The sequence below is a fragment of the Pseudaquabacterium pictum genome (assembly GCF_005403045.1).
In the GTDB taxonomy this organism is placed as follows: Bacteria; Pseudomonadota; Gammaproteobacteria; order Burkholderiales; family Burkholderiaceae_C; genus Pseudaquabacterium; species Pseudaquabacterium pictum.
The window spans coordinates 1-23,027 of record NZ_BJCL01000004.1 but is presented as its reverse complement, the minus strand read 5'-3'; the positions used below and the strand labels follow the sequence as shown (position 1 = coordinate 23,027).

General features: G+C 72.2%; 21 protein-coding genes and 1 riboswitch. Of the genes, 9 read left to right on the top strand and 12 right to left on the bottom strand.

All coding sequences use genetic code 11. The features are described from left to right. The first annotated feature begins 86 nt into the window (after positions 1–86). Positions 87–254: riboswitch (FMN riboswitch) on the top strand. Positions 255–375: 121 nt separating this feature from the next. Continuing rightward, positions 376–864, top strand: coding sequence for a 6,7-dimethyl-8-ribityllumazine synthase (locus FFT10_RS09715; protein WP_137732620.1), 489 nt, complete (start codon positions 376–378; stop codon positions 862–864). A gap of 12 nt (positions 865–876) precedes the next feature. On the opposite strand, the gene FFT10_RS09710 is transcribed toward FFT10_RS09715, so the two are convergent. Further along, the gene (locus FFT10_RS09710; protein WP_137732619.1) at positions 877–2,490 is read right to left on the bottom strand and encodes an AMP-binding protein; all 1,614 of its coding nucleotides are present in this window, start codon (positions 2,488–2,490) and stop codon (positions 877–879) included. 251 nt (positions 2,491–2,741) lie between these two features. On the opposite strand from FFT10_RS09710, the gene FFT10_RS09705 reads away from it, so the two are divergent. After that, a complete protein-coding gene (locus FFT10_RS09705) occupies positions 2,742–5,282 on the top strand; it encodes an ATP-binding protein (protein ID WP_137732618.1) in 2,541 nt (846 codons plus the stop codon). Here FFT10_RS09705 and FFT10_RS09700 read toward each other — a convergent pair. The 9 genes from FFT10_RS09700 to FFT10_RS09660 are packed head-to-tail and all read right to left on the bottom strand — an operon-like array spanning position 5,272 to position 14,823. Beyond that, positions 5,272–6,084 (bottom strand): DUF3047 domain-containing protein, encoded by an 813-nt coding sequence (locus FFT10_RS09700; protein WP_162520736.1) that lies wholly within the window; start codon positions 6,082–6,084, stop codon positions 5,272–5,274. The two genes, FFT10_RS09705 and FFT10_RS09700, sit on opposite strands and share 11 nt — an antisense overlap. 49 nt (positions 6,085–6,133) lie before the next feature. Beyond that, on the bottom strand, positions 6,134–7,210 hold the full coding sequence (locus FFT10_RS09695; RefSeq protein WP_137732616.1) for a protein-glutamate methylesterase/protein-glutamine glutaminase: 1,077 nt from the start codon (positions 7,208–7,210) through the stop codon (positions 6,134–6,136). A gap of 14 nt (positions 7,211–7,224) precedes the next feature. Next, positions 7,225–8,055 (bottom strand): CheR family methyltransferase, encoded by an 831-nt coding sequence (locus tag FFT10_RS09690; RefSeq protein WP_137732615.1) that lies wholly within the window; start codon positions 8,053–8,055, stop codon positions 7,225–7,227. Between the two features lie 11 nt (positions 8,056–8,066). Beyond that, positions 8,067–8,585 carry a chemotaxis protein CheW gene (locus FFT10_RS09685; protein WP_137732614.1) on the bottom strand — a complete coding sequence of 173 codons (519 nt, stop codon included), beginning with the start codon at positions 8,583–8,585 and terminating at the stop codon, positions 8,067–8,069. Between the two features lie 2 nt (positions 8,586–8,587). Further along, positions 8,588–10,879 carry a methyl-accepting chemotaxis protein gene (locus FFT10_RS09680; protein ID WP_137732613.1) on the bottom strand — a complete coding sequence of 764 codons (2,292 nt, stop codon included), beginning with the start codon at positions 10,877–10,879 and terminating at the stop codon, positions 8,588–8,590. Between the two features lie 24 nt (positions 10,880–10,903). Further along, positions 10,904–12,994: a chemotaxis protein CheA gene (locus tag FFT10_RS09675; protein WP_228027040.1), complete on the bottom strand. Its 2,091-nt coding sequence runs from the start codon at positions 12,992–12,994 to the stop codon at positions 10,904–10,906. Continuing rightward, positions 12,991–13,362, bottom strand: coding sequence for an STAS domain-containing protein (locus FFT10_RS09670; protein ID WP_137732612.1), 372 nt, complete (start codon positions 13,360–13,362; stop codon positions 12,991–12,993). Before FFT10_RS09670 ends, FFT10_RS09675 begins: the two co-directional genes overlap by 4 nt. An 8-nt stretch (positions 13,363–13,370) precedes the next feature. Further along, a complete protein-coding gene (locus FFT10_RS09665; protein ID WP_137732611.1) occupies positions 13,371–13,742 on the bottom strand; it encodes a response regulator in 372 nt (123 codons plus the stop codon). A gap of 22 nt (positions 13,743–13,764) precedes the next feature. Then, a complete protein-coding gene (locus FFT10_RS09660; RefSeq protein ID WP_162520735.1) occupies positions 13,765–14,823 on the bottom strand; it encodes a methyl-accepting chemotaxis protein in 1,059 nt (352 codons plus the stop codon). A gap of 222 nt (positions 14,824–15,045) precedes the next feature. On the opposite strand from FFT10_RS09660, the gene FFT10_RS09655 reads away from it, so the two are divergent. Beyond that, positions 15,046–16,152: an alkene reductase gene (locus FFT10_RS09655; RefSeq protein WP_137732609.1), complete on the top strand. Its 1,107-nt coding sequence runs from the start codon at positions 15,046–15,048 to the stop codon at positions 16,150–16,152. On the opposite strand, the gene FFT10_RS09650 is transcribed toward FFT10_RS09655, so the two are convergent. Then, positions 16,131–16,727, bottom strand: a complete 597-nt coding sequence (locus FFT10_RS09650; RefSeq protein ID WP_137732608.1) for an MOSC domain-containing protein — start codon at positions 16,725–16,727, stop codon at positions 16,131–16,133. The two genes, FFT10_RS09655 and FFT10_RS09650, sit on opposite strands and share 22 nt — an antisense overlap. 204 nt (positions 16,728–16,931) lie before the next feature. Between FFT10_RS09650 and FFT10_RS09645 the strand changes: the two genes are divergently transcribed. From FFT10_RS09645 to gshA, 4 genes are all read left to right on the top strand, one after another. Further along, positions 16,932–18,008, top strand: coding sequence for an AraC family transcriptional regulator (locus FFT10_RS09645; protein WP_137732607.1), 1,077 nt, complete (start codon positions 16,932–16,934; stop codon positions 18,006–18,008). Between the two features lie 14 nt (positions 18,009–18,022). Then, entirely contained in the window at positions 18,023–18,454 is a 432-nt protein-coding gene (locus FFT10_RS09640; RefSeq protein ID WP_162520734.1) for a response regulator, read from the top strand. Positions 18,455–18,538: 84 nt separating this feature from the next. Then, positions 18,539–19,432, top strand: coding sequence for a DMT family transporter (locus FFT10_RS09635; protein ID WP_137732605.1), 894 nt, complete (start codon positions 18,539–18,541; stop codon positions 19,430–19,432). An 84-nt stretch (positions 19,433–19,516) separates the two neighbouring features. Further along, positions 19,517–21,076, top strand: a complete 1,560-nt coding sequence (gene gshA, locus FFT10_RS09630; protein WP_162854854.1) for a glutamate--cysteine ligase — start codon at positions 19,517–19,519, stop codon at positions 21,074–21,076. Between the two features lie 28 nt (positions 21,077–21,104). On the opposite strand, the gene FFT10_RS09625 is transcribed toward gshA, so the two are convergent. Continuing rightward, a complete protein-coding gene (locus FFT10_RS09625; RefSeq protein ID WP_137732604.1) occupies positions 21,105–21,482 on the bottom strand; it encodes a DUF4406 domain-containing protein in 378 nt (125 codons plus the stop codon). 124 nt (positions 21,483–21,606) lie between these two features. Here FFT10_RS09625 and FFT10_RS09620 point away from each other — a divergent pair, with 124 nt between their 5' ends. Together FFT10_RS09620 and FFT10_RS09615 are read left to right on the top strand one after the other, a co-directional pair. Next, positions 21,607–22,374, top strand: a complete 768-nt coding sequence (locus FFT10_RS09620) for a DeoR/GlpR family DNA-binding transcription regulator (RefSeq protein ID WP_137732603.1) — start codon at positions 21,607–21,609, stop codon at positions 22,372–22,374. 56 nt (positions 22,375–22,430) lie between these two features. After that, positions 22,431–22,859, top strand: coding sequence for a gamma-glutamylcyclotransferase family protein (locus tag FFT10_RS09615; RefSeq protein ID WP_137732602.1), 429 nt, complete (start codon positions 22,431–22,433; stop codon positions 22,857–22,859). Positions 22,860–23,027: the final 168 nt, after the last annotated feature.

The following is a 23,027-nucleotide window of genomic DNA, read 5'->3' as shown; positions in this document are numbered from 1 at the left end:
GATGTGAGCCGGGCGTGTCGCATCGGCGAAGCGCCGCCCGCTCTGCCCTGGCTACGATCGCGGCGTGGCGGGCCTGTGGCCCGCCACAGCGTTCTCAGGGCGGGGTGGAAGTCCCCACCGGCGGTGATGGCCGCTGCAGCCGATGGTTGCGGCGGCACCAGCCCGCGAGCGCCCGGCCGGGCCACCGGCCGGGGTCAGCAGACCCGGTGTGAATCCGGGGCCGACGGTCACAGTCCGGATGAAAGAGAGCGCGTGGTGCAGGCTGCCCCGCCGGGCCGCCGGTGTGGGCGTTCTCGCCTGCAACGGCGGAACGGCAGGGTGGCCGGCCTGCGTGCGCCCCGAGGTTGGCACAACGTCATCCTTCAGGTCCTCACCATGCAACCAGCTTCCACCATCCCCGCCGCGGCGCTGCCGCCCGCCGGCCTGCGCTATGCCTTCGTGCACGGCACCTGGCATGCCGACATCGTCGGCCGCGGCCGCGATGCCTTCCTGGCCGAGATGGCCCGCCACGGCGTGCCGGCCACGCAGATCGACGTGATCCCGCTGCCCGGCGCCTTCGAGATCCCGCTGCATGCCCAGGTGCTGGCGCGCGCCGGCCGGCATGCGGCCATCGTGGCCTGCGGCCTGGTGGTCGACGGCGGCATCTACCGGCATGACTTCGTCGCCACCGCCGTCATCGACAGCCTGATGCGGGTGCAGCTGGACACCGGCGTGCCGGTGTTCTCTGCCGTGCTGACGCCGCACCACTTCCACGAGCATGCCGAGCACCAGCGCTACTTCGCCGACCACTTCGTGGTCAAGGGCACCGAGGTGGCGCAGGCCTGCCTGCGCACCGTCGCCAGCCTGCACCAGCTGCAGCGCTGACCGCCGCTGGGCTCAGCCCAGCGGCCCTTCCTCCGCCAGCGCGGCCCGCAGCTGCGCCTTGGCGATCTTCTCCAGCGTGCTGCGCGGCAGGCTGTCGACCAGGCGCACCTCGTGCGGGCGCTTGAAGTCGGCCAGCTGCTGCCGGCAGGCGGCGCGCACCTGCTCGGCCAGCTCGGCGCCGGCCTGCGGGTTGCCGCGCAGCGCCTCCAGCGGCAGGACGAAGACCACCGGCACCTCGTCCAGCATGCGGTGCTTGCGCGCCACCACGGCACACTCATGCACGCCGGGCACGGTGGCGATGACACGCTCGATCTCGCTGGCGGCCACGTTCTCGCCGCCCACCTTCAGCATGTCCTTGGTGCGGTCGCCGAAGCGGATGCTGCCGTCCTCCAGCAGATCCACCCGGTCGCCGGTGCGGAACCAGCCGTCGGCGGTGTAGCTGCCCTCGGTGGCCGCGGCATTGCCCAGGTACTCGGCAAACAGGCTCAGGCCGCGGATGCCCTTCACCAGCAGCTGGCCCGAGCCGCCGGGTGCCACCGCGCGCGCGTCGGCCACCGGGATCTCGTCGTCGTCGACGATGGCGATGCCGTACTCCGGCGCAGGCCGGCCGATGGACAGCGGCGTGCTGGGCACATGCCGGCAGCTGACGATGCCGTGGGTGATGGTCTCGGTCATGCCCCACCAGCCGATGGTCTGCACCTTGAAGTGCGGGTCGGTGGGCAGGTCGCAGGCGGCGGCGCCCCACAGCCGGTAGTGGTGTGGCGGCACCTCGTGCGCCATCAGCGCCTTGATGCAGAACGGGATCATCGACACCCAGGTGCAGCGGTGCTTCAGGCTGATCGGCCAGAAGCGGCTGGCCGAAAAGCGCGGCAGCACCACCGCCGTGCCGCCGGCCCACAGCGTGGCCAGCACCGAGTAGGCCTGGGCATTGGTGTGGAACAGCGGCAGGTGCACCAGGTGCACGTCCGTGGCCTGCAGGTCTTCATGCACCGCGTTGATGCGCGCGCCCCACAGCGCATTGGCGTGGGTCCACAGCACAGCCTTGGGCCGGCTGGTGGTGCCGCTGGTGTACTGCACGCTGCAGGGCGCCAGCGGGTCGGGTGCGCGCCGCGGCGGTGGCTCGGCGTCCAGCGTGGCAAAGCGCTGGTCGGCCGGCACCGGGTGGGCCGAGGGCGTGCCGTTGTCGGTGTCGGTCACCACCTGCCACGTCAGGTGGCGGCAGTTGCGGGCTACGGCCTCGGCGAACTTCGGCTGGGTGATGGCCGCCACCGCGCCGCTGTGCTCGGCGTAGTAGGCCAGCTCGTCGTCGGCGGCGCGGGCATTGGTGGTGACGGCCACCGCGCCGATCCAGCCGCAGGCATACCAGGCCAGCAGGGTCTCGGGGCAGTTGTCCAGGTGGATCAGCACCCGGTCGCCGGCCTGCACGCCGCGCCGCGCCAGGCCGCCGGCGATGCGGCCCACCGCAGCATGGAACTGGCCGTAGGTCCAGGTCTGGCCGGGGCCGTCGAACGGCTCCCAGACGATGAAGGGGTGGTCGCGCCGGCGTCGCGCCCGGTCGGCCAGCAGGGTGGGCACGTCCAGGCGGTTGAACGGGTGCAGGGCGGTGGCGTGCAGCAGAGGGGGCATGGTCGAGGGCGGATCGGATTCGGCAGCCGGTCATCGTGCCTGTGACCGGCCCGCGCAGCCATGCGGATTGACCCGCCGCAGCGGGTCGGCCGTGCACTGCCCGAATCCGGGCCCGGTTGGACGGATTGGCGTCAGGATCGCTGGTTAGACTTCGGTCGGCTCGGCGAGAGGGCGCCGTCTGTCCAAGCCGGCCGGAGGTTGATGTGCACCAGGTCCTACCCCGCCGGCTCGGCCTGCAGATCGTCGCCGCCTTGTTGTTCACCAATGTGGCATTGGTGGTGTGGGTGGTCAGCGGCCAACTGGCGTCGCGCTCGCTGCATCTGCAGCAGGCCGAGGTGCGGACGATGAACCTGGCGCGGGTGCTCGAGCAGGGCATCGCCGGCACCATCGACCGCATCGACCTGGCACTGCTGGCGGTGGCCGACGACCTGGAGCGGCAACTGGCGGCGGCCGGCGGCTTTGACCCGCCGCGCGCCAATGCCGAGATCCTGCGCTACAGCCAGCGTCTGCAGGGCCTGGCCAGCATGCGCCTGGCCGACGCCGACGGAACCGTGGTGCTGGGTGCCGACGTGGTGGCCGGCCAGCATGCCAGCTGGGCCGACCGGCCGACCTTCATCGCCCTGCGTGATGACCCGGCGGCTGGCCTCGTCATCAGTCCGCCCATCGTCGGCCGGGTCAGCGGCGTGTGGGTGGTGTCGTTCTCCCGCCGCGTCAACCGGCCCGATGGCCGCTTTGCCGGGGTGCTGGCGGCGTCGGTGACGCTCGACGCCTTCAACCGCCTGGTGGCCATGCCCGACCTCGGCCGCAACGGTGTGGTGGCGCTGCGCAGCGCCGATTTCACGCTGGTGGCCCGGCATCCGCCGCTGGCGGCGCGGCCCCGCGGCGAGATTGGCAACCAGACCGTGCCGCCGGAGCTGGCCGCCGCCGTGGCCAGCGGGCGGCGCGAGGGCAGCTACCGCACCGCGCAGACTGCCGACGGTCAGGCGCGGGTGGTGGGCTACCGCCTGTTGGAAGGGCGACCGTTCATCCTGGTGGTGGGGCTGGGCGAGGCTGACGTGCTGGCGGCCTGGGATGCCGACCTGCGTGCCACCGCGGTGCAGCTGGGCCTGTTCGTGCTGCTCAGCACCGGCGCCGGCTGGCTGCTGTGGCGTGCTGCCAGGCAGCAGCGCCTGGCGCTGGAGCGCAACCAGGCCCTGCTCCGCGGTGCTGGCGACGGCATCCACATCGTCGACGCCGAAGGCCGGGTGGTGGAGGCGAGCGATGCCTTCGCCCGACTGGTGGGCGGCGAGCGTGCGGATGTGCTGGGCACGCCGCTGGCACAGTGGCTGGTGGAGCCGGCCCAGGGGCCGGCACCGCCGCGGCCGGCAGGTGGTGCCGATCAGCTGGTCGAGGCCCAGCTGCGCCACCGCGACGGCCACCTCGTCGACGTGGAGATCAGCCGCCAGCCCCTGGTGCTGGACGACCGGCCGGTGGTGTTCGCCTCGGCCCGCCCGATCGCCGAGCGCAAGCAGGCCGAGGCAGCGATCCGCGGGCTCAATGCGGAGCTGGAGCTGCGGGTGCGCCAGCGCACCGCCGATTTGGAGGTGGCCAACCAGGGACTGGTCCAGGCCCGCGACGCTGCCGAGGCTGCCAACCGGGCCAAGAGCGCCTTCCTGGCCAACATGAGCCACGAGATCCGCACGCCGATGAACGGCATCCTGGGCATGGCCAATCTGCTGCGCCGCGGCGGGGTGACGCCCCAGCAGGCCGAGCGGCTGGACCGCATCGATGCCGCCGGCGCGCACCTCGTGGCCATCATCGACGACATGCTCGACCTGTCCAAGATCGAGGCAGGCCGGCTGACGCTGCAAGCCGCGCCGCTGTCGCCGGCGCTGCTGCTGGAGCAGGTGCGCATCCAGATGGTCGACCGCGCCCAGGCCAAGGGCCTGCAGCTGCGGGTCGAGTCCGGCGCCTTGCCGCTGCTGCTGCAGGGTGACGCCACGCGTCTGCAGCAGGCGCTGCTGAACTATGTCGGCAACGCCATCAAGTTCACCCAGGCAGGCAGCGTGACGCTGCGGGCCCGTGTCGAGTCCGAGGCCGAGGACGGCGTGCTGCTGCGCTTCGAGGTCGAGGACACCGGCATCGGCATCGCGCCCGAGGTGCAGCCGCGCCTGTTCCATGCCTTCGAGCAGGCCGACAGCTCCACCACCCGCCGCTACGGCGGCACCGGCCTGGGCCTGGCCATCACGCGCCGCCTGGCGACGCTGATGGGCGGCGATGCCGGCCTGCACAGCCAGCCCGGGCAGGGCAGCCTGTTCTGGTTCACGGCCCGCCTGGCGCCGGCCGTCGGCGCCCAGGCCGCCCAACCGCCAGTTGCCGACGCCGGCCTGGGTGCCGAGCAACTGCTGCGCCGCCACCACGCCGGACGGATGGTGCTGCTGGTGGAGGACGAGCCGATCAACCGCGAGGTGGTGTCCATCCTGCTGCAGTCGGCCGGACTGGAGGTGGTGCAGGCCGTGGACGGGCTGCAGGCCGTCGAGCTGGCCGCATCGCGGCTGCCCGACCTGGTGCTGATGGACATGCAGATGCCCCATCTCGACGGCGTCGCGGCCACGCGCCGCATCCGCCTGCTGCCCGGCGGGGCACGGCTGCCGATCATCGCGCTGACGGCCAACGCCTATGCCGAGAACCGCGCCGAGTGCCTGGCTGGCGGCATGGACGACTTCATCGCCAAGCCGATCGACCCCGATCTGCTGTTCGCGCTGGTGCTGCAGTGGCTGCCGGCCGCCGACGCGCCGGTGCTCACTCGATGACCAGATCGCCGTACCAGGCTTCGGCGCGGCCCTTCAGGTCGTCGCTGTCGGTCAGCACGCCCACGCCGATCAGCCGGCCCGGCGGCTCGCCGTAGACGCGCTGGTAGTCGGCCGCCACGTTGCGGCGGTAGGCATGCCACTGGCCGGTGCTGCCCTGGCCGCTTTCCACCACCAGGTAGCGGATGCGGCCGCTGCGGGCATAGGGCAGCACCGTGTCGCGCGCGGCCTGGCCATCCCACACGTAGCACAGCGTGGCAAACGGCAGCGTACCGCCGGTGAACAGCTCCACCTGGTCGGCGAACAGCCGGTCGCGCAGCGACAGCCGGCCGCTGTCGCCGGCAAAGCCCAGCACCAGGCGGGCCGGGCTGTCGTCCTGGTCGTCGTCGGCCACGGTGGCGTCGGCGGGGATCTGGTCGACCCGCCATTCCCAGCGCAGCCAGGGCCGCTCGGCCAGGTCGATGTCGACATCGCAGCGCACGCCGGAGGTGGAGGCCGTGCCCTGCGCATGCAGGGCCATGCGGCCGTCGATGCGGGCCAGGCCGTAGCCGGTGACTGGCCGGTCGGGCCGGGTGACATGCAGGCGCCAGCCCTCGGGCAGGGCGCCGACACGGTCGCTGGTGGAGAACGGCACCACATCGCTGCGCGCCGGGCCGTCGGGCGCGGTGCTGGCACAGCCCGCCGTCAGCAGGCTGCCGCCAGTGGCGGCCAGGCCGAGTGCGGCCGGGCCCAGGCGCAGCAGGTCGCGGCGGCCGGGCAGGGGGGTGTCAGGCGATGTGCGGAGGCGGGTTTGGATGCGGCCCATGCGGCGCGAGGTTATCAGGCCGACGTGACACGTCATCCCCCCTGCTGCGTCATCCGCGTGCGTCAAATGCCAGGATGGCACGCGCCACCTGGCCGATCGGCATGACCTCGTCCACCGCACCCAGGGCGATGGCCTCCTTGGGCATGCCGAAGACCACGCAGCTGGCTTCGTCCTGGGCGATGGTGCGGGCGCCCAGGTCGTGCAGCGCCTTCATCGCGCGGGCGCCGTCGTCGCCCATGCCGGTGAGCATGATGGCCAGCGCATCGCGGCCGGCGCATTCGGCGGCACTGCGGAACAGCACGTCCACCGACGGCTTGTGGCGGTTCACCGGCGGGCCGTCGAGCACCACCGCGAAGTACTGGCCGCCGGCCTTGCGCAGCTTGAGGTGGCGGCCGCCCGGAGCGATCAGCACCACGCCGCGCTCCAGCCGGTCGCCGTCGCGGGCCTCGCGCACCTGCACCGCGCACAGGCTGTTCAGCCGCTCGGCATACATGGCGGTGAACTTCTCCGGCATGTGCTGGGTGATGGCGATGCCGGGCGCGTCGCCGGGCAGGGCGGTCAGCACCAGCTCCAGGGCCTGGGTGCCACCGGTGCTGCTGCCGATCAGCACCGGCTTGTTCATGGCCAGCGCATGCAGGCCGGCCACAGGCGCGCGCGCCGGGCCGGCCGCCGGCCGCACGGCCTGGCTGCTGGCCAGCCGCGGGCCGGCGGCGGCGCTGGCGCGGGGCCGGGCGCGGGCGGCGGTCTTCAGCGTCTGCAACAGCTCGCGGCGCGAGTCCTCCAGGAACTGCTTGAGGCCCAGCCGCGGCTTGGCCACGATGGCCACCGCGCCGGCGGCCAGCGCCTCCAGCGCCACCTGGCTGCCGCTGGTGGTCAGCGTGGAGCAGATCACCGTGGGGATGGGGGCCTCGTCCATCACCTGGCGCAGGAAGGTCAGGCCGTCCATGCCGGGCATCTCGATGTCCAGCAGCAGCACGTCGGGCCGGTTCTTGCGGATCACCGGGCCGGCGATCAGCGGGTTGGGCGCACTGCCCATCAACACGATCTCCGGATCGCCCGCCAGCAGGTGCTGCAGCGTCTGCCGCACCACCGCCGAGTCGTCCACCACATACACCTGGATCGCCATGGTCTGCCTTCAGTTCAGGTCTTGCGGAACGCCCCGGGGGCGATCGGCTGCAAGGGTGTGGTGCAGGCCACCCGGCCTTCGGCCGTGCCGATGAAGAACAGCCCGCCGGGGCGCAGCTGGGTCAGCACCCGGTCGACCACCGCCGACTTGGTGGCGGCGTCGAAATAGATCAGCACGTTGCGCAGCAGCACGATGTCGAAGGGCCCGATGTCTTCGATCGGCTGGCACAGGTTCAGCTGCCCGAAGCGCACCCGCTCGCGCAGCTTGGGGTGGACCTGCACCATGCCGGCGGCCTCGCCGCTGCCGCGCAGGCAGTGCCGGCGCAGCCGCTCGGGCGTGACGTTGCGCAGCCGGTCCTCGGGGTAGACGGCCTCGATGGCGCTGCGCAGCACGCGGTCGCTGATGTCGGTGCCCAGCACCCGCCAGTCGCTGCCCAGGGTGCCGCGCAGCTGCAGGTCGGCCAGCAGCATCGCCGTGCTGTAGGCCTCGTCGCCGAACGACGAGGCCGCGCTCCACACCGCCAGGCTCAGCGGCTTGGTGCGGGTGATCTCCTGCTCGATCAGCGTGTAGTGCGCCGGCTCGCGGAAGAAGTAGGTCTCGTTGGTGGTCAGCAGGTCCACCGCCATCTGGAACTCGCCGCCGGTCGCCCCATCGCCCGCGTCGCCGGCCGTGTGGCCGCTGATCAGCGCCAGGTAGTCCTCGTAGCCGCCCAGGCCCAGCTTCTGGATGCGCGGGGCCAGGCGCGAGGCCACCAGCGGCTTCTTGGCGGCGGTGAAGTGCACGCCGATGGCCTCGTGCATCAGGCGGCTGAAGGCCTGGAAGGTGCGGTCCTGCAAGGTGTCCATCGTGGTGCGCCTCAGGCTGCCTCGGCCAGTGCGGCCTCGCAGAGCTGGGCCATCTCGTCGATGTCGAAGGCCTTGTCCGGCGCCAGGATGACGACGAAGCGCTGGCCCATCCGGCCCATGGCCTGGATGAACTCGCGCCGCACCGGCGCGCCGAAGCCCGGCGGCGGCTCGATGGCGGTGGCAGGGATCTCCACCACGGCGCTCACCGCGTCGACCAGCAGGCCCAGCTCCTGGCGTTCACCGGCGCGCTGCACCTCCACCATCACGATGCAGCTCTTCTTGCCCAGCGCCGCCGGGCCGTGGCCGAAGCGGGCATGCAGGTCGATCACCGGCACCACCGCGCCGCGCAGGTTGATGACGCCGCGCACGAAGTGCGGCATCAGCGGCATGGCGGTCATCGGGCCGTGCTGGATGATCTCGCGCACGATGCGGATGTCGGTGGCGAACATGCCCTCGCCCAGCAGGAAGGTGAGGAAGTGGCCACCGTCGCCGGCCGGTGCGGCCTCGGTGGCGGGGTGCGCGGCAGCCATGGTCAGTACGGGCGGAAGTTGCCCTGGCCCGCGGCGCGCGGTGCGGCGGCCGTGCTGCGTGCCGGGGTGCTGGCCGGGCGGCCGCGGGCCGGTGGCTCGTTGCGGCCGCGCGGCGCGGCCGCCGGCGTGCCCAGGTGGAAGAAGGCCACCGATTCCTGCAGCTGCTCGGCCTGGCCCGACAGCTCTTCCGAGGTGGCGGCCAGTTCCTCCGACGCCGAGGCGTTCTGCGAGGTGGCCTTGCTCAGCTGGCCCATGGCACTGCCGATCTGGCCCACGCTCTGGCTCTGCTCGGCCGAGGCGGCGGCGATCTCCTGCACCAGCTCGCTGGTCTTCTGGATGCTGGGCACGATCTCGTCGAGCAGCTTGCCGGCGCGTTCCGCCGTGCTCACGCTGTTGGCGGCCAGGTCGCCGATCTCCTGCGCGGCCTCCTGGCTGCGTTCGGCCAGCTTGCGCACTTCGGCGGCCACCACCGCGAAGCCCTTGCCGTGCTCGCCGGCCCGGGCGGCCTCGATGGCGGCGTTCAGCGCCAGCAGGTTGGTCTGGTAGGCGATGTCGTCGACGATGCTGATCTTGGCGGCGATCTGCTTCATCGCGGCCACGGTCTGGGTCACCGCGGTGCCGCCGTCGGCGGCCTCGCGGCTGGCCTTGGTGGCCATGCCGTCGGTGACGCGGGCGTTGTCGCTGTTCTGCGAGATGCTGGCGCTCATCAGGTCGATCGAGGCGGTGGTCTCCTCCACCGAGCTGGCCTGCTCGCTGGCCGCCTGCGACAGGCTCTGCGCGGTGGCGCTGACCTGGCTGGCCGCGCCGGTCAGCGCATCGGCGGCGGCGCGCACCTCCTCGATGATGGACGCCAGCTTCTCGCTGGTGCTGTTGGCATCGGTCTTGACCTGGTCGAAGGTGCCTTCGGCGACGCGGGTGATGCGCTGGCTGAGGTCGCCGGCGGCCAGCGCGCCGAAGACGCGGCCCACGTCGGCGATGATGGCCGCGAGCTTCTCGCTGGTGGCGTTGGCGTCGTCCTTGACGCTGCCGAAGACGCCGGTGTAGTCGGCGGTGATGCGCTGCGTCAGGTCGCCGGCGGACAGCGCGCCGAACACCCGGCCCACATCGTTGAAGATCACCGAGGTGGTCTCCATCAGCAGGTTCACGCCCTCGCACAGGGTGCGGATCGGGCCTTCCTTGCCGTCCAGCGGGATGCGCTGCGACAGGTCGCCGCGGCTGGCCGCGGTAGTCACGCCCTGGGCCTGGTCGACCGCCTCCTTCAGCATGTTGCTGGCGTTGACCTGGGCGGTCACGTCGGTGGCGATCTTCACCACCTTGTAGACCCGGCCCATCTCGTCCTTGACCGGGGCGTAGACCGCCTGGATCCAGATGGCCTGCCCGGTCTTGGTGAAGCGCTTGAAGACATCGCTGAACGGCTTGCCGTCGTTCAGGTCGCGCCAGAACTGGGCATAGGCCGGCGACATGCCGTAGCCCGGGTCCACGAACATGCGGTGGTGCTTGCCGCGGATCTCGTCGAGCGCGTAGCCCAGCGCCTGCTGGAAGTTGCGGTTCGCCGTCAGCACATGGCCGCCGAGATCGAACTCGATGTAGGCGTAGTTGGTGTCGATGGCCGTCAGCACACCGCGTGCGTTCTGACGCTCCAGCTCGACATCGGTGATGTCGTAGCGCACGCCCAGGTACTTCATCGGCTTGCCGTTCTCGCCCAGGATCGGGGCGATCACCGCGTCCACGTAGTACGGCGTGCCGTCCTTGGCGCGGTTCTTCACCACGCCGCGGAAGATGTCGCCGCGGCCGATGGTCTGCCACATCTCCTTGAACACGGCCTTGGGCATGTCGGGATGCCGGGTGGTGTTGTGGCCGTGGCCGATCAGCTCATGCTTGGGGTACTTGGAGACCTCCAGGAACTTCTCGTTGACCGACAGGATGTCGCCCTTCTTGTCGGCCTCGGAGACGATGCTGGTGAGGTTCATGATGTCGGTGCGCACCTTCAGCTCGGCCTCGGCGGCCTCCAGCCGGGCCTGCAGCTGGGCCAGCGTGGCCGCGGTGTCGGCGCGCTCGGCCTCCGCGTTGGCGCGGGCGCGGTCGACATCGGCGATGGTGCGTTCGGCCTCGGCACGGGCGCGTTCGGAATCAGCGCGCGCGCGTTCCGCTTCGGCCCGGGCGGCTTCCTGCGCCGCCAGCGCGCTGCGCGTCTGCTGCAGCTGCTGCTGCGCGGCATCCAGGGCGGTGTTGGCCTGGTCCAGTTCGGCACCTGCCACCAGGCGGGTGATCCACGAGAGTTCGGAGTGGTTCATGGTGTGTTCTTTCGGGGCAGGGGGTCAGGTCAGGGCGGGTTGGGCGGCCAGCTGGGACAGGGACGCGGCGTCGAAGATCAGCGCCACCTCGCCGCTGCCCAGGATGGACGAGCCGGAGATGCCGCGCAGGCTGCGGAACATCGGGGACAGGGGCTTGATCACCGTCTGGTGCTGGCCCAGCAGGGCATCGACCACCACGCCGAAGGCGCGGCCCTGCGACTGGATCACCACCACGCTCACCCGCGGCGGCGGCGTGCCGTCGAGCTGGTAGAGGCTGCGCAGGTCCACCACCGGCAGCACGCGGCCGCGCAGTTCCACGCAGGCGCGGCCGCGGCTGTCGGGCTGCAGCGCGGCACTGCGCTGCTCGATCACCTCCACCACCGCATCCAGCGGGAAGATGAACTTGGTGCTGCCCACGCCGATCAGGAAGCCGTCGATGATGGCCAAGGTCAGCGGCAGGCGGATGTCGATGGTGCTGCCGGCGCCTTCGGTGCTGCGCACCGTCACCGTGCCGCGCAGGGCCTCGATGTTGCGGCGCACCACGTCCATGCCCACGCCACGGCCGGAGAGGTTGGTCACCTTCTCGGCGGTGGAGAAGCCGGGTTCGAAGATCAGCTGCAGGATGGCGTCGTCGGGCGGTGTCACGCCGCGTTCGACGATGCCGCGGTCCCAGGCACGGGCCAGCACTCGCTCGCGGTGGATGCCGCGGCCGTCGTCCTGGATGCGGATCAGGATGCCGCCGGCCTCGTGGCAGGCCGACAGCACCAGCCGGCCCTGGGCCGGCTTGCCGGCGGCGGTGCGCTCGGCCGGCGGCTCCAGGCCATGGTCCAGGCCGTTGCGCACCAGGTGCATCAGCGGGTCGGCAATGCGCTCGACCACCGACTTGTCCAGCTCGGTGTCGCCACCCACGATCTCCAGCGCCACGTCCTTGCCCAGCTCGGCGGCGGTGTCGCGCACCACGCGGCGAAAGCGCGAGAAGGTCTCGCCGATGGGCACCATGCGCAGCTTCAGCGTGCCGTTGCGGATCTCCTCGATCAGCCGGCCGATCTGGGTGTTGGCCTCGATCAGGTTGCGCTGCTTGGTCTGCCGCGCCAGCAGCTGGGCGCCGGCGCCGGCGATCACCAGTTCGCCCAGCAGGTTGATCACCGCGTCCAGCCGGTCGGCCTGCACACGGATGAAGCGGTTGTCGTCGGCCGGCGCCGGCGTGCCGGCGCCGCGCTGGCGGGCCTGCTTCTGCAGCGCGGCCTGCACCGCATCGGCGGTGGCGGCGCCGTCCTGCACCAGCAGCTCGCCCAGGCGGCTGGCCAACGGGGCGATGTCGACGGCGGCGGCCTCGGGCGGTGCGCTGTCGTGCACAGGGGTCGGGGCCGGGGCCGGCGGCTGCAACTGCAGCTGGCAGTCGTCACGCACGAAGCTGAAGGCGGCCTCGATGTCGCTGGCCGGCGCCGGTGTGTCCAGCGCGAAGCGCAGGTCCAGGTGGCAGCACTCCGGGTCCAGCGCCTCCAGCGTGGGTACGGCGGCGGTGTCGCACTGCACCTGCGACACCGCGCCCAGACCGGCCACGTAGCGCAGGATAGTCAGCGGGTCCATGCCGTTGCGGAAGGTCTCGGCGCCGAAGCTGGCGCCGATCTGCCAGCAGCCGCCGCTCGGTGCGGCTGGTGCTGCGGCCACCGGCGCCGGCGCGGGTGCGGCAGCCGGGCCGGCGCCGGCGGCCTGCAGCTGCTGCACCAGGGCCTGGCGTGCGGCCTCGCCGTCGGGGTCGTTGCCGCCATCGGCCTGGGTGGCGGCGTCCACCAGGGCGCGGATCTGGTCGTTGCAGCGCAGCAGCAGGGTGCTCAGCACGGGCGTCAGCAGCAGCTGGCCGTCGCGCAGCCGGTCGAGCAGGCTCTCGACATGGTGGGTGAAGTCCACCACCGCATCCAGCCCGAAGATGCCGGCCGAGCCCTTGACGGTGTGGGCGCAGCGGAACAGCGCGTCCAGCAGCTCGCGGTCTTCGGGTGCGTCTTCCAGCTGCAGCAGCAGCTGCTCGATGGCGGTGATCTGCTCGCGCGCCTCGCTGAGGAAGGCGGGCAGCGCTTCGGCGACGAACTGCAGGTCCATGTCCATCGGCTTCATGTCCGCACTCCGTCGGGGCCGGCGTCGCCGTGGGCATCCGCCAGCAGCAGGGCAGCCAGGCCCAGGTCCTGGCAGGCGTTGCGCACCGGCGAGCTGGGCTGCTGCAGTTGCAGCTGGCGCTGCTGCCGGGCCAGGCTGTGGGCCAGCGCCACCAGCAGCTGGGCGCCGGCGGCGTCGATCTCGTCGCAGCCGCTGGCGTCGACCGGGCACAGCGGCTCGCCCTGGCCGGCGGCGGCATCGGTGGCCAGCCAGGACAGCCAGGCGGCGCGGGTCTCGCTGGCGGTGTAGATGGTCAGCTCGCCCGGCAGGCACAGCGCTGCCGGCCTGGCGGCGTCGTCCACCAGGGTCTCAGGGGCATCGATGGACATGGGCCCTCCTAGGGCAGGATCAGCTTGGAGACCGCGTCCAGCAGCTGCGGCGGGTTGAAGGGCTTGGTGATCCAGGCCTTGGCGCCGGCGGCGCGGCCCTGCTCCTTCTTGCCCTCGGCACCTTCGGTGGTCAGCATGATCACCGGCGTGAAACGGTGGCGCGGATGCTTCTTCACCTCGGTGACGAAGCTGATGCCGTCCATGTTCGGCATGTTCACGTCGCTGACGATCAGGTGCACCTTGCCGGCCTTGTCCAGCTGGGTCAGCCCCTCCTTGCCGTCACCGGCCTCGAGCACGTCGTAGCCGGCACGCCCCAGGGCGATCTTCACCACGGTGCGCAGGGAACTCGAGTCGTCGACGATGAGGATGGTCTTGGGCATGGTGGTTGGCGCAACGGGCCGGTCAGAAGAACGTGGTTTCGGTGCTGCGGGTGGCAGCCAGGGGGGTGATGTCGGCGTTGCTGGACACCGCCTGCTGCTCCAGCGTGGTGTAGCCGGCGCCCAGCAGCGCGGCCCACTCGGCGGCATCGGGCACGCGGCCGTCGGCCAGTGCGGTCTGCAGCCGGCCCACGGCGCTGGCGATCGAGCTGTTCACCTGGTCCAGGATCTGGTGCACCCGGTCCTGGAACTGGAAGGCCAACATCAGCTGCTGCACCTGGGTCCTCACCACCTCGCCGTGCTGCCGCAGCTCCACCGCGCGGTCGTGCAGCTGGGCCACCGCGCCATCGACATCGGCCACCACGCCGCGGATGGTCTCCTCCGAGGAGTTGATGGCGGTGCTGCCGCGCACGGCCTGCGCGTCGGCCTCGGCCAGCGCGGCCTGCATGTGGCTGCTGAACTGCTGCACCTGGCTGCTGATGCGCTGGCCGGTCTCGCCCGAGGCGGTGGACAGGCGACGCACCTCGGTGGCCACCACCGCGAAGCCGCGGCCGCTTTCGCCGGCACGGGCCGCCTCGATGGCGGCGTTGATCGACAGCAGGTTGGTCTGGCGGGCCAGCTTGCCCACGTCCTCGGCCATGTCGCCCAGGCTGCCCGAGGCCTGCGACAGCGCCCGCACCGAGCCCAGCATGTCGTTGCGCGACTGCACGAAGCCGTCCAGCGTCTTCAGCAGGCCCAGCAGCCTCTGCTCGCACTCTGCCAGCATGTTGGCGCGCGCCGTCATCTCGTCGTCGGTACAGCTCTGCTCGGGCTGCAGCACCAGGTGGTCCAGTTCCGACAGGATCTGGTTGAAGCCCTCCAGCAGCTGGCCGGTGGCCGCCTGCATCTGCTGCTGCGCCAGGCCGACATGGGCGGTCCAGTGCTGGGCGGCTTCCTGCAGGCGCTGCTGCATCGCCGCCATCGCTGCCGCGTCCAGCGCCGCGCCGGCACTGCCGCCGCGCCAGCGGCGCCACCAGCCAAGGGGCGCGGTGTCCGGGCGGACATCCGCGTCCGGTGCGATCTGCGGGCTTGTGGTTGTTGTCATGGTCCGGCCGGGCGGTTTGATCGGCGATTGATGCATCTTCTATCGGTGCCGGTGACGGCCAACATGAGGGTCAGACGTAAAAAAATGATAAAAGTGTCATGCTGTCCCCACAGGCCGGATCCAGGTTCCCCGGTGTCCGCCTGTGGGGAGCTCTCTGCGCCACCGCCTGCGACACTGGCGGGCACCCTGCCATCCGATCCACCCACCCCTGCGCCGATGCCGATGACCGATGCCCTGTTCACCCCGCTCGCCCTGGGCGCCGCCACGTTGCAGCACCGGGTGGTGATGGCCCCGCTGACGCGCATGCGCGCCGGTGAGGGCCACGCCCCCACCGCGCTGAATGCCAGCTACTACGCCCAGCGCGCCACGCCCGGCGGCCTGCTGATCGCCGAGGCCACGCCGGTGTCCTGGCAGGGCCACGGCCATCCGCGGGTGCCGGGCATCCACACGGCCGCGCAGGTCGCCGGCTGGCGCCTGGTGACCGACGCGGTGCATGCCCGCGGCGGCATCATCTACCTGCAGCTGTGGCACACCGGCCGGGTGTCGCACAGCAGCCACCAGCCCGATGGCGGTGCGCCGGTGGCGCCATCGGCCATCGCCGCCCAGGGCGGCATGGCGATGGACCGCGACGGCCGCGCCGTGCCTTATGAAGTGCCGCGCGCGCTGCGTGCCGACGAGATGCCGGGCCTGGTCGACAGCTTCCGCCAGGCGGCGGCCAATGCGATGGCGGCCGGCTTCGACGGCGTGGAGATCCACGGCGCCAACGGCTACCTGCTGGAGCAGTTCCTGCAGTCGCGCAGCAACCAGCGTGGCGACGACTGGGGCGGGTCCATCGCCAACCGCTGCCGGCTGCACCTGGAGATCGCCAGCGCGGTGGCCGACGAAGTGGGCGCGGCGCGCACCGGCATCCGCCTGTCGCCCTGGGGCGTGGCCAACGACAGCGGCGAGGACGACCCGCTGCCGCTCTACACCCACCTGATCACCGGGCTGGCGCGGCTGAACCTGGTCTACCTGCACCTGATCGAGCCGCGCGCCAGCGGCACCGGCAAGGCCGACATCGTGCGCGACGGCCAGCCGGCCGTGGCGGCCCTCTTCCGGCCGCTGTGGCCGGGCGTGCTGATCGATGCCGGCGGCTACGAGCCCGCCGGCGCGCTGCAGGCGGTGGCTGGCGGCCAGATCGATGCGGTGGCCTTCGGCCGCTTCTTCATCAGCAACCCCGACCTGCCCGAGCGCATCCGCCGCGGCGCGGCGCTCACGCCCTACCACCGGCCCACGTTCTACACGCCGGGCCCGGCGGGCTACACCGATTACCCGGCGCTGACGGGCTGATCTGCAGCCGGCGCCGGCACGCAGCGCACCGCATCACCAACCGCCAGCCAGCCGCCCTGCAGCACCCGGGCGGTGATGCCGCCGTGGCCGCGCATCGCGTTGTAGCCACCGGCGCCCAGCAGCGCCTCCATCTTGCTGCAGGGCTCGCAGGGGCCGGTGACCTCCAGCAGCACGGCCTCGCCCAGCTGCAGCACCAGCGGCTGGTCCTTGAACAGGCTGCGCGCCGCCAGCAGGTTCAGCCCTGCAACCACCAGGTTGCGGCGCAGCAGCAGCGCATCCAGGCCCTGGCCGGCCCAGCGGCCGCCGGCCAGCGCGGCGATCACCGGCAGGTGCTCGGCCTGGATCAGCGTGACCTGGCGCTTGCCGCTGCCCGGCCCGGCGACGCGGTAGGAGCGGTCGCCCACCAGGCCCTGGCCGGCATGGGCCTCGGCCCGCGGCACCGCCACCGCCGGCCGGCCGCGGCCCGGCCGCAGCAGGATGGCCTGCAGCGCGCCGGCGCTGGCGAAGCGGCGGCTCAGCGCGCGCAGGTCGGTCTCGGTGGCAGGTCGATCGGGCAGGAGGGGCACGGGGGGCATGGGGTGCTCGGTGCGGGCCGCGCAGCATAGGGCCTCACGTGGCGCAGCGCACCGACGCGGGCATCCCTGGCGTCCACCATGGTTGCGCTTTCAGGGCCACCTGGCCGGCGCAGCCGGCTGGCTGGCCGTGCCGGCCGCCTCCGCGCGGCCGCGGGGCGCTGCAATGCCGGCTGCGCCCTCTGGCGGCGCGGATGAGGAGATCACGTGGACCAGCGGGCCGATGGCGAAGCCCAGGACGGGCGACCCAGTTGGGTCGCCCTGGCCGATCTGCAGCCGATGCTGGTGCAGGTGGCCGGGCAGGGCGTGTCGGCAGCGGCGCTGTTCCAGAACCTCGGCACCCGTGCCGAGGTGGTCGACGAGCCCGGCGGCCTGGTCAGCCGGGCCGTGGCCCTGACGCTGGTGCGCCGCGTGTTGCGCATCCTGCCCGACCCAGCCGCCGGCCTGCAGATCGGCCGCCTCAGCCGGCTGACCGACCGCGGTGCGCTGGGCCTGGCCATGCTGGCCGCGCTGACGCTGGGCGATGCGCTGGCGCTGGCGCTGCAGTACCCCCACTGGGCCGGCTTCCTGCTGGACATGCAGGCCCTGCACGGCGAGCGCCAGCACATCCTGCAGGTGCAGCCGCACGCCGGCGAAGACGATGTGCAGGGCTTCCTGGTCGACCTGCAGTTCGCCGGCCTGGTGACCCTGCTGCGCCGGGTGACCGATGGTGCCTATTCACCGATGCTGGTGCAGCTGACCCGGGCCCGGCCGGCCGACGACGCGGTCTACGCCCAGCACTTCGGCTGCCCGGTGCAGTTCGGCTGTGCAGCCGACCGGCTGGTGTCGGATGCCGGCTGGCTGGCCGCGGTGCTGCCGCAAGCCAGCACCATGGCCAGCCGCCTGGCGGCGCGCTTGCTGCAAGGCGGCCAGCAGCCCGCGCAGCAGCGCGCCGCCATCGGCGCGGCGGTGGAGCAGGCGATCCGCCGGGCCATGCCCGCGGTGCCGCCGCCCGCAGCGGTGGCGGCGTCGCTGCACATGAGCGAACGCAGCCTGCGCCGCAAGCTGGCCAGCGCCGGCCTGCAGTACCGCGGCCTGGTCGATGCCTGCCGGCAATCGCTGGCGCTGGCCCTGGTCCTGCAGGATGACCTGCCGCTCAAGCAGGTGGCCGAGCGCACCGGCTTTGCCGACACCAATGCCTTCGGCCGGGCCTTCCGCCGCTGGACCGGGGTGCCGCCGACGGAGATGCGGGCCTGCGCGCGGCTGGCTGCCGACAGCGGCACCGCGGACGACCGACCGGTCTGATGTGTTGGCGGGCCATGCACACACCAGCGCCCGATTCCCTGGAAGCCGTGCTGCAGGGCCGGCACCATGGTGCCCGGGTGCTGCTGGTCGAGGACGACCCGGCCAACGCCGAGGTGGTGGCCGAACTGCTGCGCCTGGCCGGCCTGCAGGTGGACCTGGCCGACGACGGTTTGCAGGCCCTGCACTGCCTGGCGTCCCGGCCGTATGCGCTGGTGCTGATGGACGTGCGCCTGCCTGGCCTGGACGGTCTCGACACCACCCGGGCCCTGCGGGCGCTGCCTGGCACCGACCAGTTGCCGGTGGTGGCGCTGACGGCCATGGCCTTCGCCGACGACCGCCGCCTCTGCCTGGCCGCGGGCATGGACGACTACCTGGCCAAGCCGGTGGAGCCGGCGCAGCTGTTCGCCACGGTGCTGCGCTGGCTGCAGGACGGCCGCCGCGGCTGAGTGGCCGTGCCGCCGACAGCGCGGCGGATACTCCAGCGCTCCCTCCATCCCGCCTGCGGCCCTGCCGGGGCCTGCCCGCGCCCCATGTCCGCACCTGCCGATCGCATCCCGCCGCGCGCCCTGGTGCTGCTGGCCATCATCACCCTGGTCTGGGGCACCAACTGGTCGCTGTTTCCGCTGGTGGTGCGCGAGGTGTCGGTGTGGACCTTCCGCGCGGTGGGCGTGTTCATCGCCGGTCTGGTGCTGCTGGGCGTGGCGCGCTGGCGCGGCCTGTCGCTGGTGATCCCGCGCCGGCACTGGCTGATGGTGGGCCTGGCCACCGCCTGCTACTTGCTGCTGTGGAACATCGCCAGCACCTATGCGGCGGTGATGATCCCCTCGGGCCAGGCGGCGGTGCTGGGCTTCACCATGCCGCTGTGGGCGGCGCTGATCAGCTGGGCGGTGCTGGGCGAGCGCCTGGGCCGCCGCCTGCTGCTGGCGCTGGCGCTGGGGGCGGCGGCCGTCACCCTGCTGGCCTGGCGCAGCCTGGGCGTGTATGCGCAGGCGCCGCTGGGCGTGGCGCTGGGGCTGATCGCCGGCATCGGCTGGGCGGTGGGCACGCTGATCCTCAAGCGCGGCAAGGTGGATGTGCACCCGCTGGTGCTGTCGGGCTGGCAGCTGCTGGTCACCGCCGTGCCCACCGCCGTGGGCGCGTTGTGGCTGGCGCCACCCGGGCCTTGGGTGCTGCCGTCGCCCTTCACGCTGGCGTTGATCCTCTACATCGCCCTGGTGCCGATGGCCATCGGCAATGCCGCCTGGTTTGCGGTAGTGGGGCTGCTGCCGGCCAGCGTGGCCGGGCTGTCGGCCATCCTGGTGCCGGTGGTGGCCATGGTGGTGGGCGCGCTGGTGCACGGCGAGCCGCTGGGCGCCAGCCAGTGGGCGGCGATGGCCTGCTGCGCCGCCGCCCTGCGCCTGGCCTTGGCGCCGGGCAAGGCGTAGCACAAACCGGCCTGACCCGGTGGCCCACGCCGGTCATCGGGCTCTGGTAGGGTGGCAACCCGATTCAAAACGAGGAGACGGCCAGTGACAGCATTGCACGACCGCCTGCGTGCCCTGCCGCTGGCACGGCTGGCGGGCATCCGCCGCGGCATCGAGAAGGAAAGCCTGCGCGCACTGCCCGGTGGCGGCCTGGCGCTGACGCCGCATCCGGCGGCCCTGGGCTCGGCCCTGACGCACCCGCACATCACCACCGACTACAGCGAGAGCCAGCTTGAGCTGATCACCGGCGTGCACCCCACGGTGGACGCCGCGCTGGCCGAGCTGACCGAGATCCACCAGGCCACCTACCGCGCCATGGGCACCGAGTCCGGCGACGAGCAGTTGTGGGTGGGCAGCATGCCCTGCGGCCTGCCCACCGATGAAACCATCCCGCTGGGCCGCTACGGCAGCAGCAACGTGGGCCGCGCCAAGAGCGTCTACCGCATGGGCCTGGGCCACCGCTACGGCCGCCGCATGCAGACCATCAGCGGCATCCACTACAACTGGAGCCTGCCGGGGCTGGACAACGACCAGCACTTCGCGCTGATCCGCAACTTCCGCCGCCATGCCTTCGTGCTGCTGTACCTGTTCGGCGCCAGCCCGGCGGTGTGCGGCAGCTTCGTGGCCGGGCGCGACCACCAGCTGCTGCCGGTGCCGGGCAGCCATGGCACGCTGCACATGCCCCACGGCACCACGCTGCGCATGGGCCGGCTGGGCTACCAGAGCGAGGCGCAGGCCTCGCTGAACGTCAGCTGCAACAGCCTGGAAAGTTACGCCAACTCGCTGCACGAGGCGCTGACCAAGCCCTACCCGGCCTATGAGAAGGTGGGCATCCGCAACCCGGGCGGCGACTACAACCAGCTGGCCACCACGCTGCTGCAGATCGAGAACGAGTTCTACGGGCTGATCCGCCCCAAGCGGGTGATCTTCCCCGGCGAGCGGCCGCTGCATGCGCTGCGCGAGCGCGGCGTGGAGTACATCGAGGTGCGCTGCATGGACCTCGACCCGTTCGAGCCGGTGGGCATCGCCACGCCGACGATGCGCTTCATCGACATCTTCCTGCTGCACTGCCTGCTGGCCGACAGCCCGCCCGACACGCCGGCCGAGGTGGCCGCGCTGGGCCGCAACCAGCACCGCGTGGCCGCGCGCGGGCGCGAGCCCGGCCTGCTGCTGGAGCAGGGTGAGCACACCATCACCCTGACCGACTGGGCCCGCCACCTGCTGGACGAGTGCGTGCCGATTGCCGAGGCGCTGGACGCCGCCCAGGGCGGCGAGGCCAACGCCGCCGCGCTGGCCGCCGCCCGCGCGCTGGTGGACACGCCCGAGCGGTTGCCGTCGGCCCGGGTGCTGGCGGCGATGCAGCAGGACTTCAACGGCAGCTACGTGCAGTTCATCCGCGCGCAATCGGCCGCCACCCGCAGCCACCTGCTGGGCCTGCCCTGGTCGGACGCGCAGGCGGCGCGTTATGCCGCCATGGCGCTGGACTCGCTGGCCGAGCAGCAGCGCATCGAGGCGGCCGACACCATGCCCTTCGAGCAATACCGCCAGGCCTACCTGTCGCCCGAGCGGCTGCAGCCCAAGCGGGTGGTGGTGGCGCCGGCCTGAACGGCCGCCAGGCCTGGCGCGCGGTGGTTCAGGCCGCGGCCGGCAGATCCTCCACCCGGTTATAGACCGGCAGGCCCAGGGCCTGCGCCCGGGCCACGTCCATGTCGGCCCCGCGGGAGTCGCCGGGAATGCGCAGCACCGCGTCGCAGCGCTGCAGCAGACGCTCGGCCACCGGGTACTGGTAGGCGTTGAACACGGCATCGCCGCTGGCCTGGCTGCCGGCGGCTTCCACGATCGGGTGCACCAGCCATTCACCCACCATCGGCAGGTGGCCGCGCTGGTAGATCGGCAGGGCGAAGCTCTCCAGCCGGGCGCGGTTGGCGGCCACCTTGGCGGGGTCACCATCGGTGCCGGACATGTACGGGCCGGCGATCAGCACCAGCAGCGGGCGGGGGGCTTGGGACATGGCCGGGCTCCTTGAAGATGTGCGGATTCACGCTGAAACGGGTAATGTCGTGCATTGTGGTGCAGACTCATGCATTCGACAAGCCTGCGCCGGCCGGCCCGCCGTGATCTCCTACAGTCGCCGCATGCTCACTTCCCAACGCAAGCAACTGCTGCTGGCCCGGCTGGCGCAGGACGGCCAGCTGGTGGCCAAGTCGCTCAGCGCCGAGCTGGGCCTGTCGGAGGACACCATCCGCCGTGACCTGCGCGAGCTGGCGCAGGAGGGCAAGCTGCAGCGTGTGCACGGCGGCGCATTGCCGGCATCGCCCGCGGTGGGCGACATGGCGGTGCGGGCGCAGATCGCTCCGGCCGACAAGCAGCTGCTGGGCCGCGCCGGCGCGGCGCTGGTGCAGCCGGGGCAGGTGGTGATCCTGGACGGCGGCACCACGGCATTGCAGGTGGCCCACCACCTCGGCGACGACCTGGCCGCCACCATCGTCACCCACAGCCCCACGGTGGCGGTGGCGCTGGCGGTGCACCCGCGGCTGCAGGTGCTGATGCTGGGTGGTCTGTTGTTCCGCCATTCGATGGTGAACATGGGCGCGGCGCTGTTCGAGGCCGCGGCGCGGCTGCGCGCCGACCTGTACCTGATGGGCGTGACCGGCGTGCATGCCCAGGCCGGCCTGACCACCGGCGACCATGAAGAGGCCGCCGTCAAGCGGGCGCTGCACCAGGCTGCCGCCGAGACGGTGGTGCTGGCGTCGGCCGAGAAGCTGGGCGCGGCCTCGCCCTTCCTGATCGCCCCACTGGCCGAGCTGGGCCGGCTGGTGGTGACACCGGGTGCGCCATCGGCCGCGGTGCAGGCGCTGCAGGCCGCCGGCACCCAGGTGGTGGTGGCCGGCCGGCGCGGCTGAGCCTGCCGGCCTAAGATGCCGCCGCTGTCAGCCGCCACACCATCCGCACCACCACCATGCACCGCATCTTCGTCTTCGGCACCCTGCAGGCCGGCCACCGCAACTTCCACGTCAACCGCGGCACGCGGGTGGGCGACCACTGGATCACCGCCCAGCCGCACCCGCTGTACGTGATCGGCCGCTACCGCCTGCCCTGGCTGCTGAACCGCCCGGGCCAGGGCGTGCAGGTGATCGGCCAGCTCTACGAAGTGGACGATGCCACCCTGGCCGACATGGACCGGCTGGAGCGCCTGGACGACCCGCTGTGGTACGAGCGCCGTCAGATCCAGGTGCGCCCGCATCCCGGTCCGGACGACGCCCCTGCCGAGACGGTGTGGGTCTACTTCGGCAGCGAGGCCGGTTTCGCCGACCAGCCGGTGCACGCCGGCCCGATCGACCAGTACTCGCTGAGCGTGGCCGCCCAGCATCCGCTGCGCATGCCTTGAGCTGCCGGTTTGGGCTCTCTGCGGACATGCATTGATCTGCGCGAGGCCGAGGCCAGCGGGCAACTGGCCGACTCCGTGTCCCCCCGGGCCTGCCGGCCCTCCTTCCTCTTACCTGCGTCGGCCAGTCACCCACTGTCCTCGTCCAGCCACCATCACCGCATGCAGCGC

Excerpts from the sequence above, each read along its gene's own strand:
- FFT10_RS09710 (WP_137732619.1), bottom strand. The coding sequence starts at position 2,490 with ATGCCCCCTCTGCTGCACGCCACCGCCCTGCACCCGTTCAACCGCCTG.
- FFT10_RS09640 (WP_162520734.1), top strand. The coding sequence starts at position 18,023 with ATGCACACACCAGCGCCCGATTCCCTGGAAGCCGTGCTGCAGGGCCGG.
- FFT10_RS09685 (WP_137732614.1), bottom strand. The coding sequence starts at position 8,585 with ATGGCTGCCGCGCACCCCGCCACCGAGGCCGCACCGGCCGGCGACGGT.
- FFT10_RS09655 (WP_137732609.1), top strand. The coding sequence starts at position 15,046 with ATGACCGATGCCCTGTTCACCCCGCTCGCCCTGGGCGCCGCCACGTTG.
- FFT10_RS09670 (WP_137732612.1), bottom strand. The coding sequence starts at position 13,362 with ATGTCCATCGATGCCCCTGAGACCCTGGTGGACGACGCCGCCAGGCCG.
- FFT10_RS09660 (WP_162520735.1), bottom strand. The coding sequence starts at position 14,823 with ATGACAACAACCACAAGCCCGCAGATCGCACCGGACGCGGATGTCCGC.
- FFT10_RS09695 (WP_137732616.1), bottom strand. The coding sequence starts at position 7,210 with ATGGCGATCCAGGTGTATGTGGTGGACGACTCGGCGGTGGTGCGGCAG.
- FFT10_RS09690 (WP_137732615.1), bottom strand. The coding sequence starts at position 8,055 with ATGGACACCTTGCAGGACCGCACCTTCCAGGCCTTCAGCCGCCTGATG.
- FFT10_RS09650 (WP_137732608.1), bottom strand. The coding sequence starts at position 16,727 with ATGCCCCCCGTGCCCCTCCTGCCCGATCGACCTGCCACCGAGACCGAC.
- FFT10_RS09700 (WP_162520736.1), bottom strand. The coding sequence starts at position 6,084 with ATGGGCCGCATCCAAACCCGCCTCCGCACATCGCCTGACACCCCCCTG.
- FFT10_RS09680 (WP_137732613.1), bottom strand. The coding sequence starts at position 10,879 with ATGAACCACTCCGAACTCTCGTGGATCACCCGCCTGGTGGCAGGTGCC.
- FFT10_RS09715 (WP_137732620.1), top strand. The coding sequence starts at position 376 with ATGCAACCAGCTTCCACCATCCCCGCCGCGGCGCTGCCGCCCGCCGGC.
- FFT10_RS09625 (WP_137732604.1), bottom strand. The coding sequence starts at position 21,482 with ATGTCCCAAGCCCCCCGCCCGCTGCTGGTGCTGATCGCCGGCCCGTAC.
- FFT10_RS09620 (WP_137732603.1), top strand. The coding sequence starts at position 21,607 with ATGCTCACTTCCCAACGCAAGCAACTGCTGCTGGCCCGGCTGGCGCAG.
- FFT10_RS09615 (WP_137732602.1), top strand. The coding sequence starts at position 22,431 with ATGCACCGCATCTTCGTCTTCGGCACCCTGCAGGCCGGCCACCGCAAC.
- FFT10_RS09675 (WP_228027040.1), bottom strand. The coding sequence starts at position 12,994 with ATGAAGCCGATGGACATGGACCTGCAGTTCGTCGCCGAAGCGCTGCCC.
- FFT10_RS09665 (WP_137732611.1), bottom strand. The coding sequence starts at position 13,742 with ATGCCCAAGACCATCCTCATCGTCGACGACTCGAGTTCCCTGCGCACC.
- FFT10_RS09635 (WP_137732605.1), top strand. The coding sequence starts at position 18,539 with ATGTCCGCACCTGCCGATCGCATCCCGCCGCGCGCCCTGGTGCTGCTG.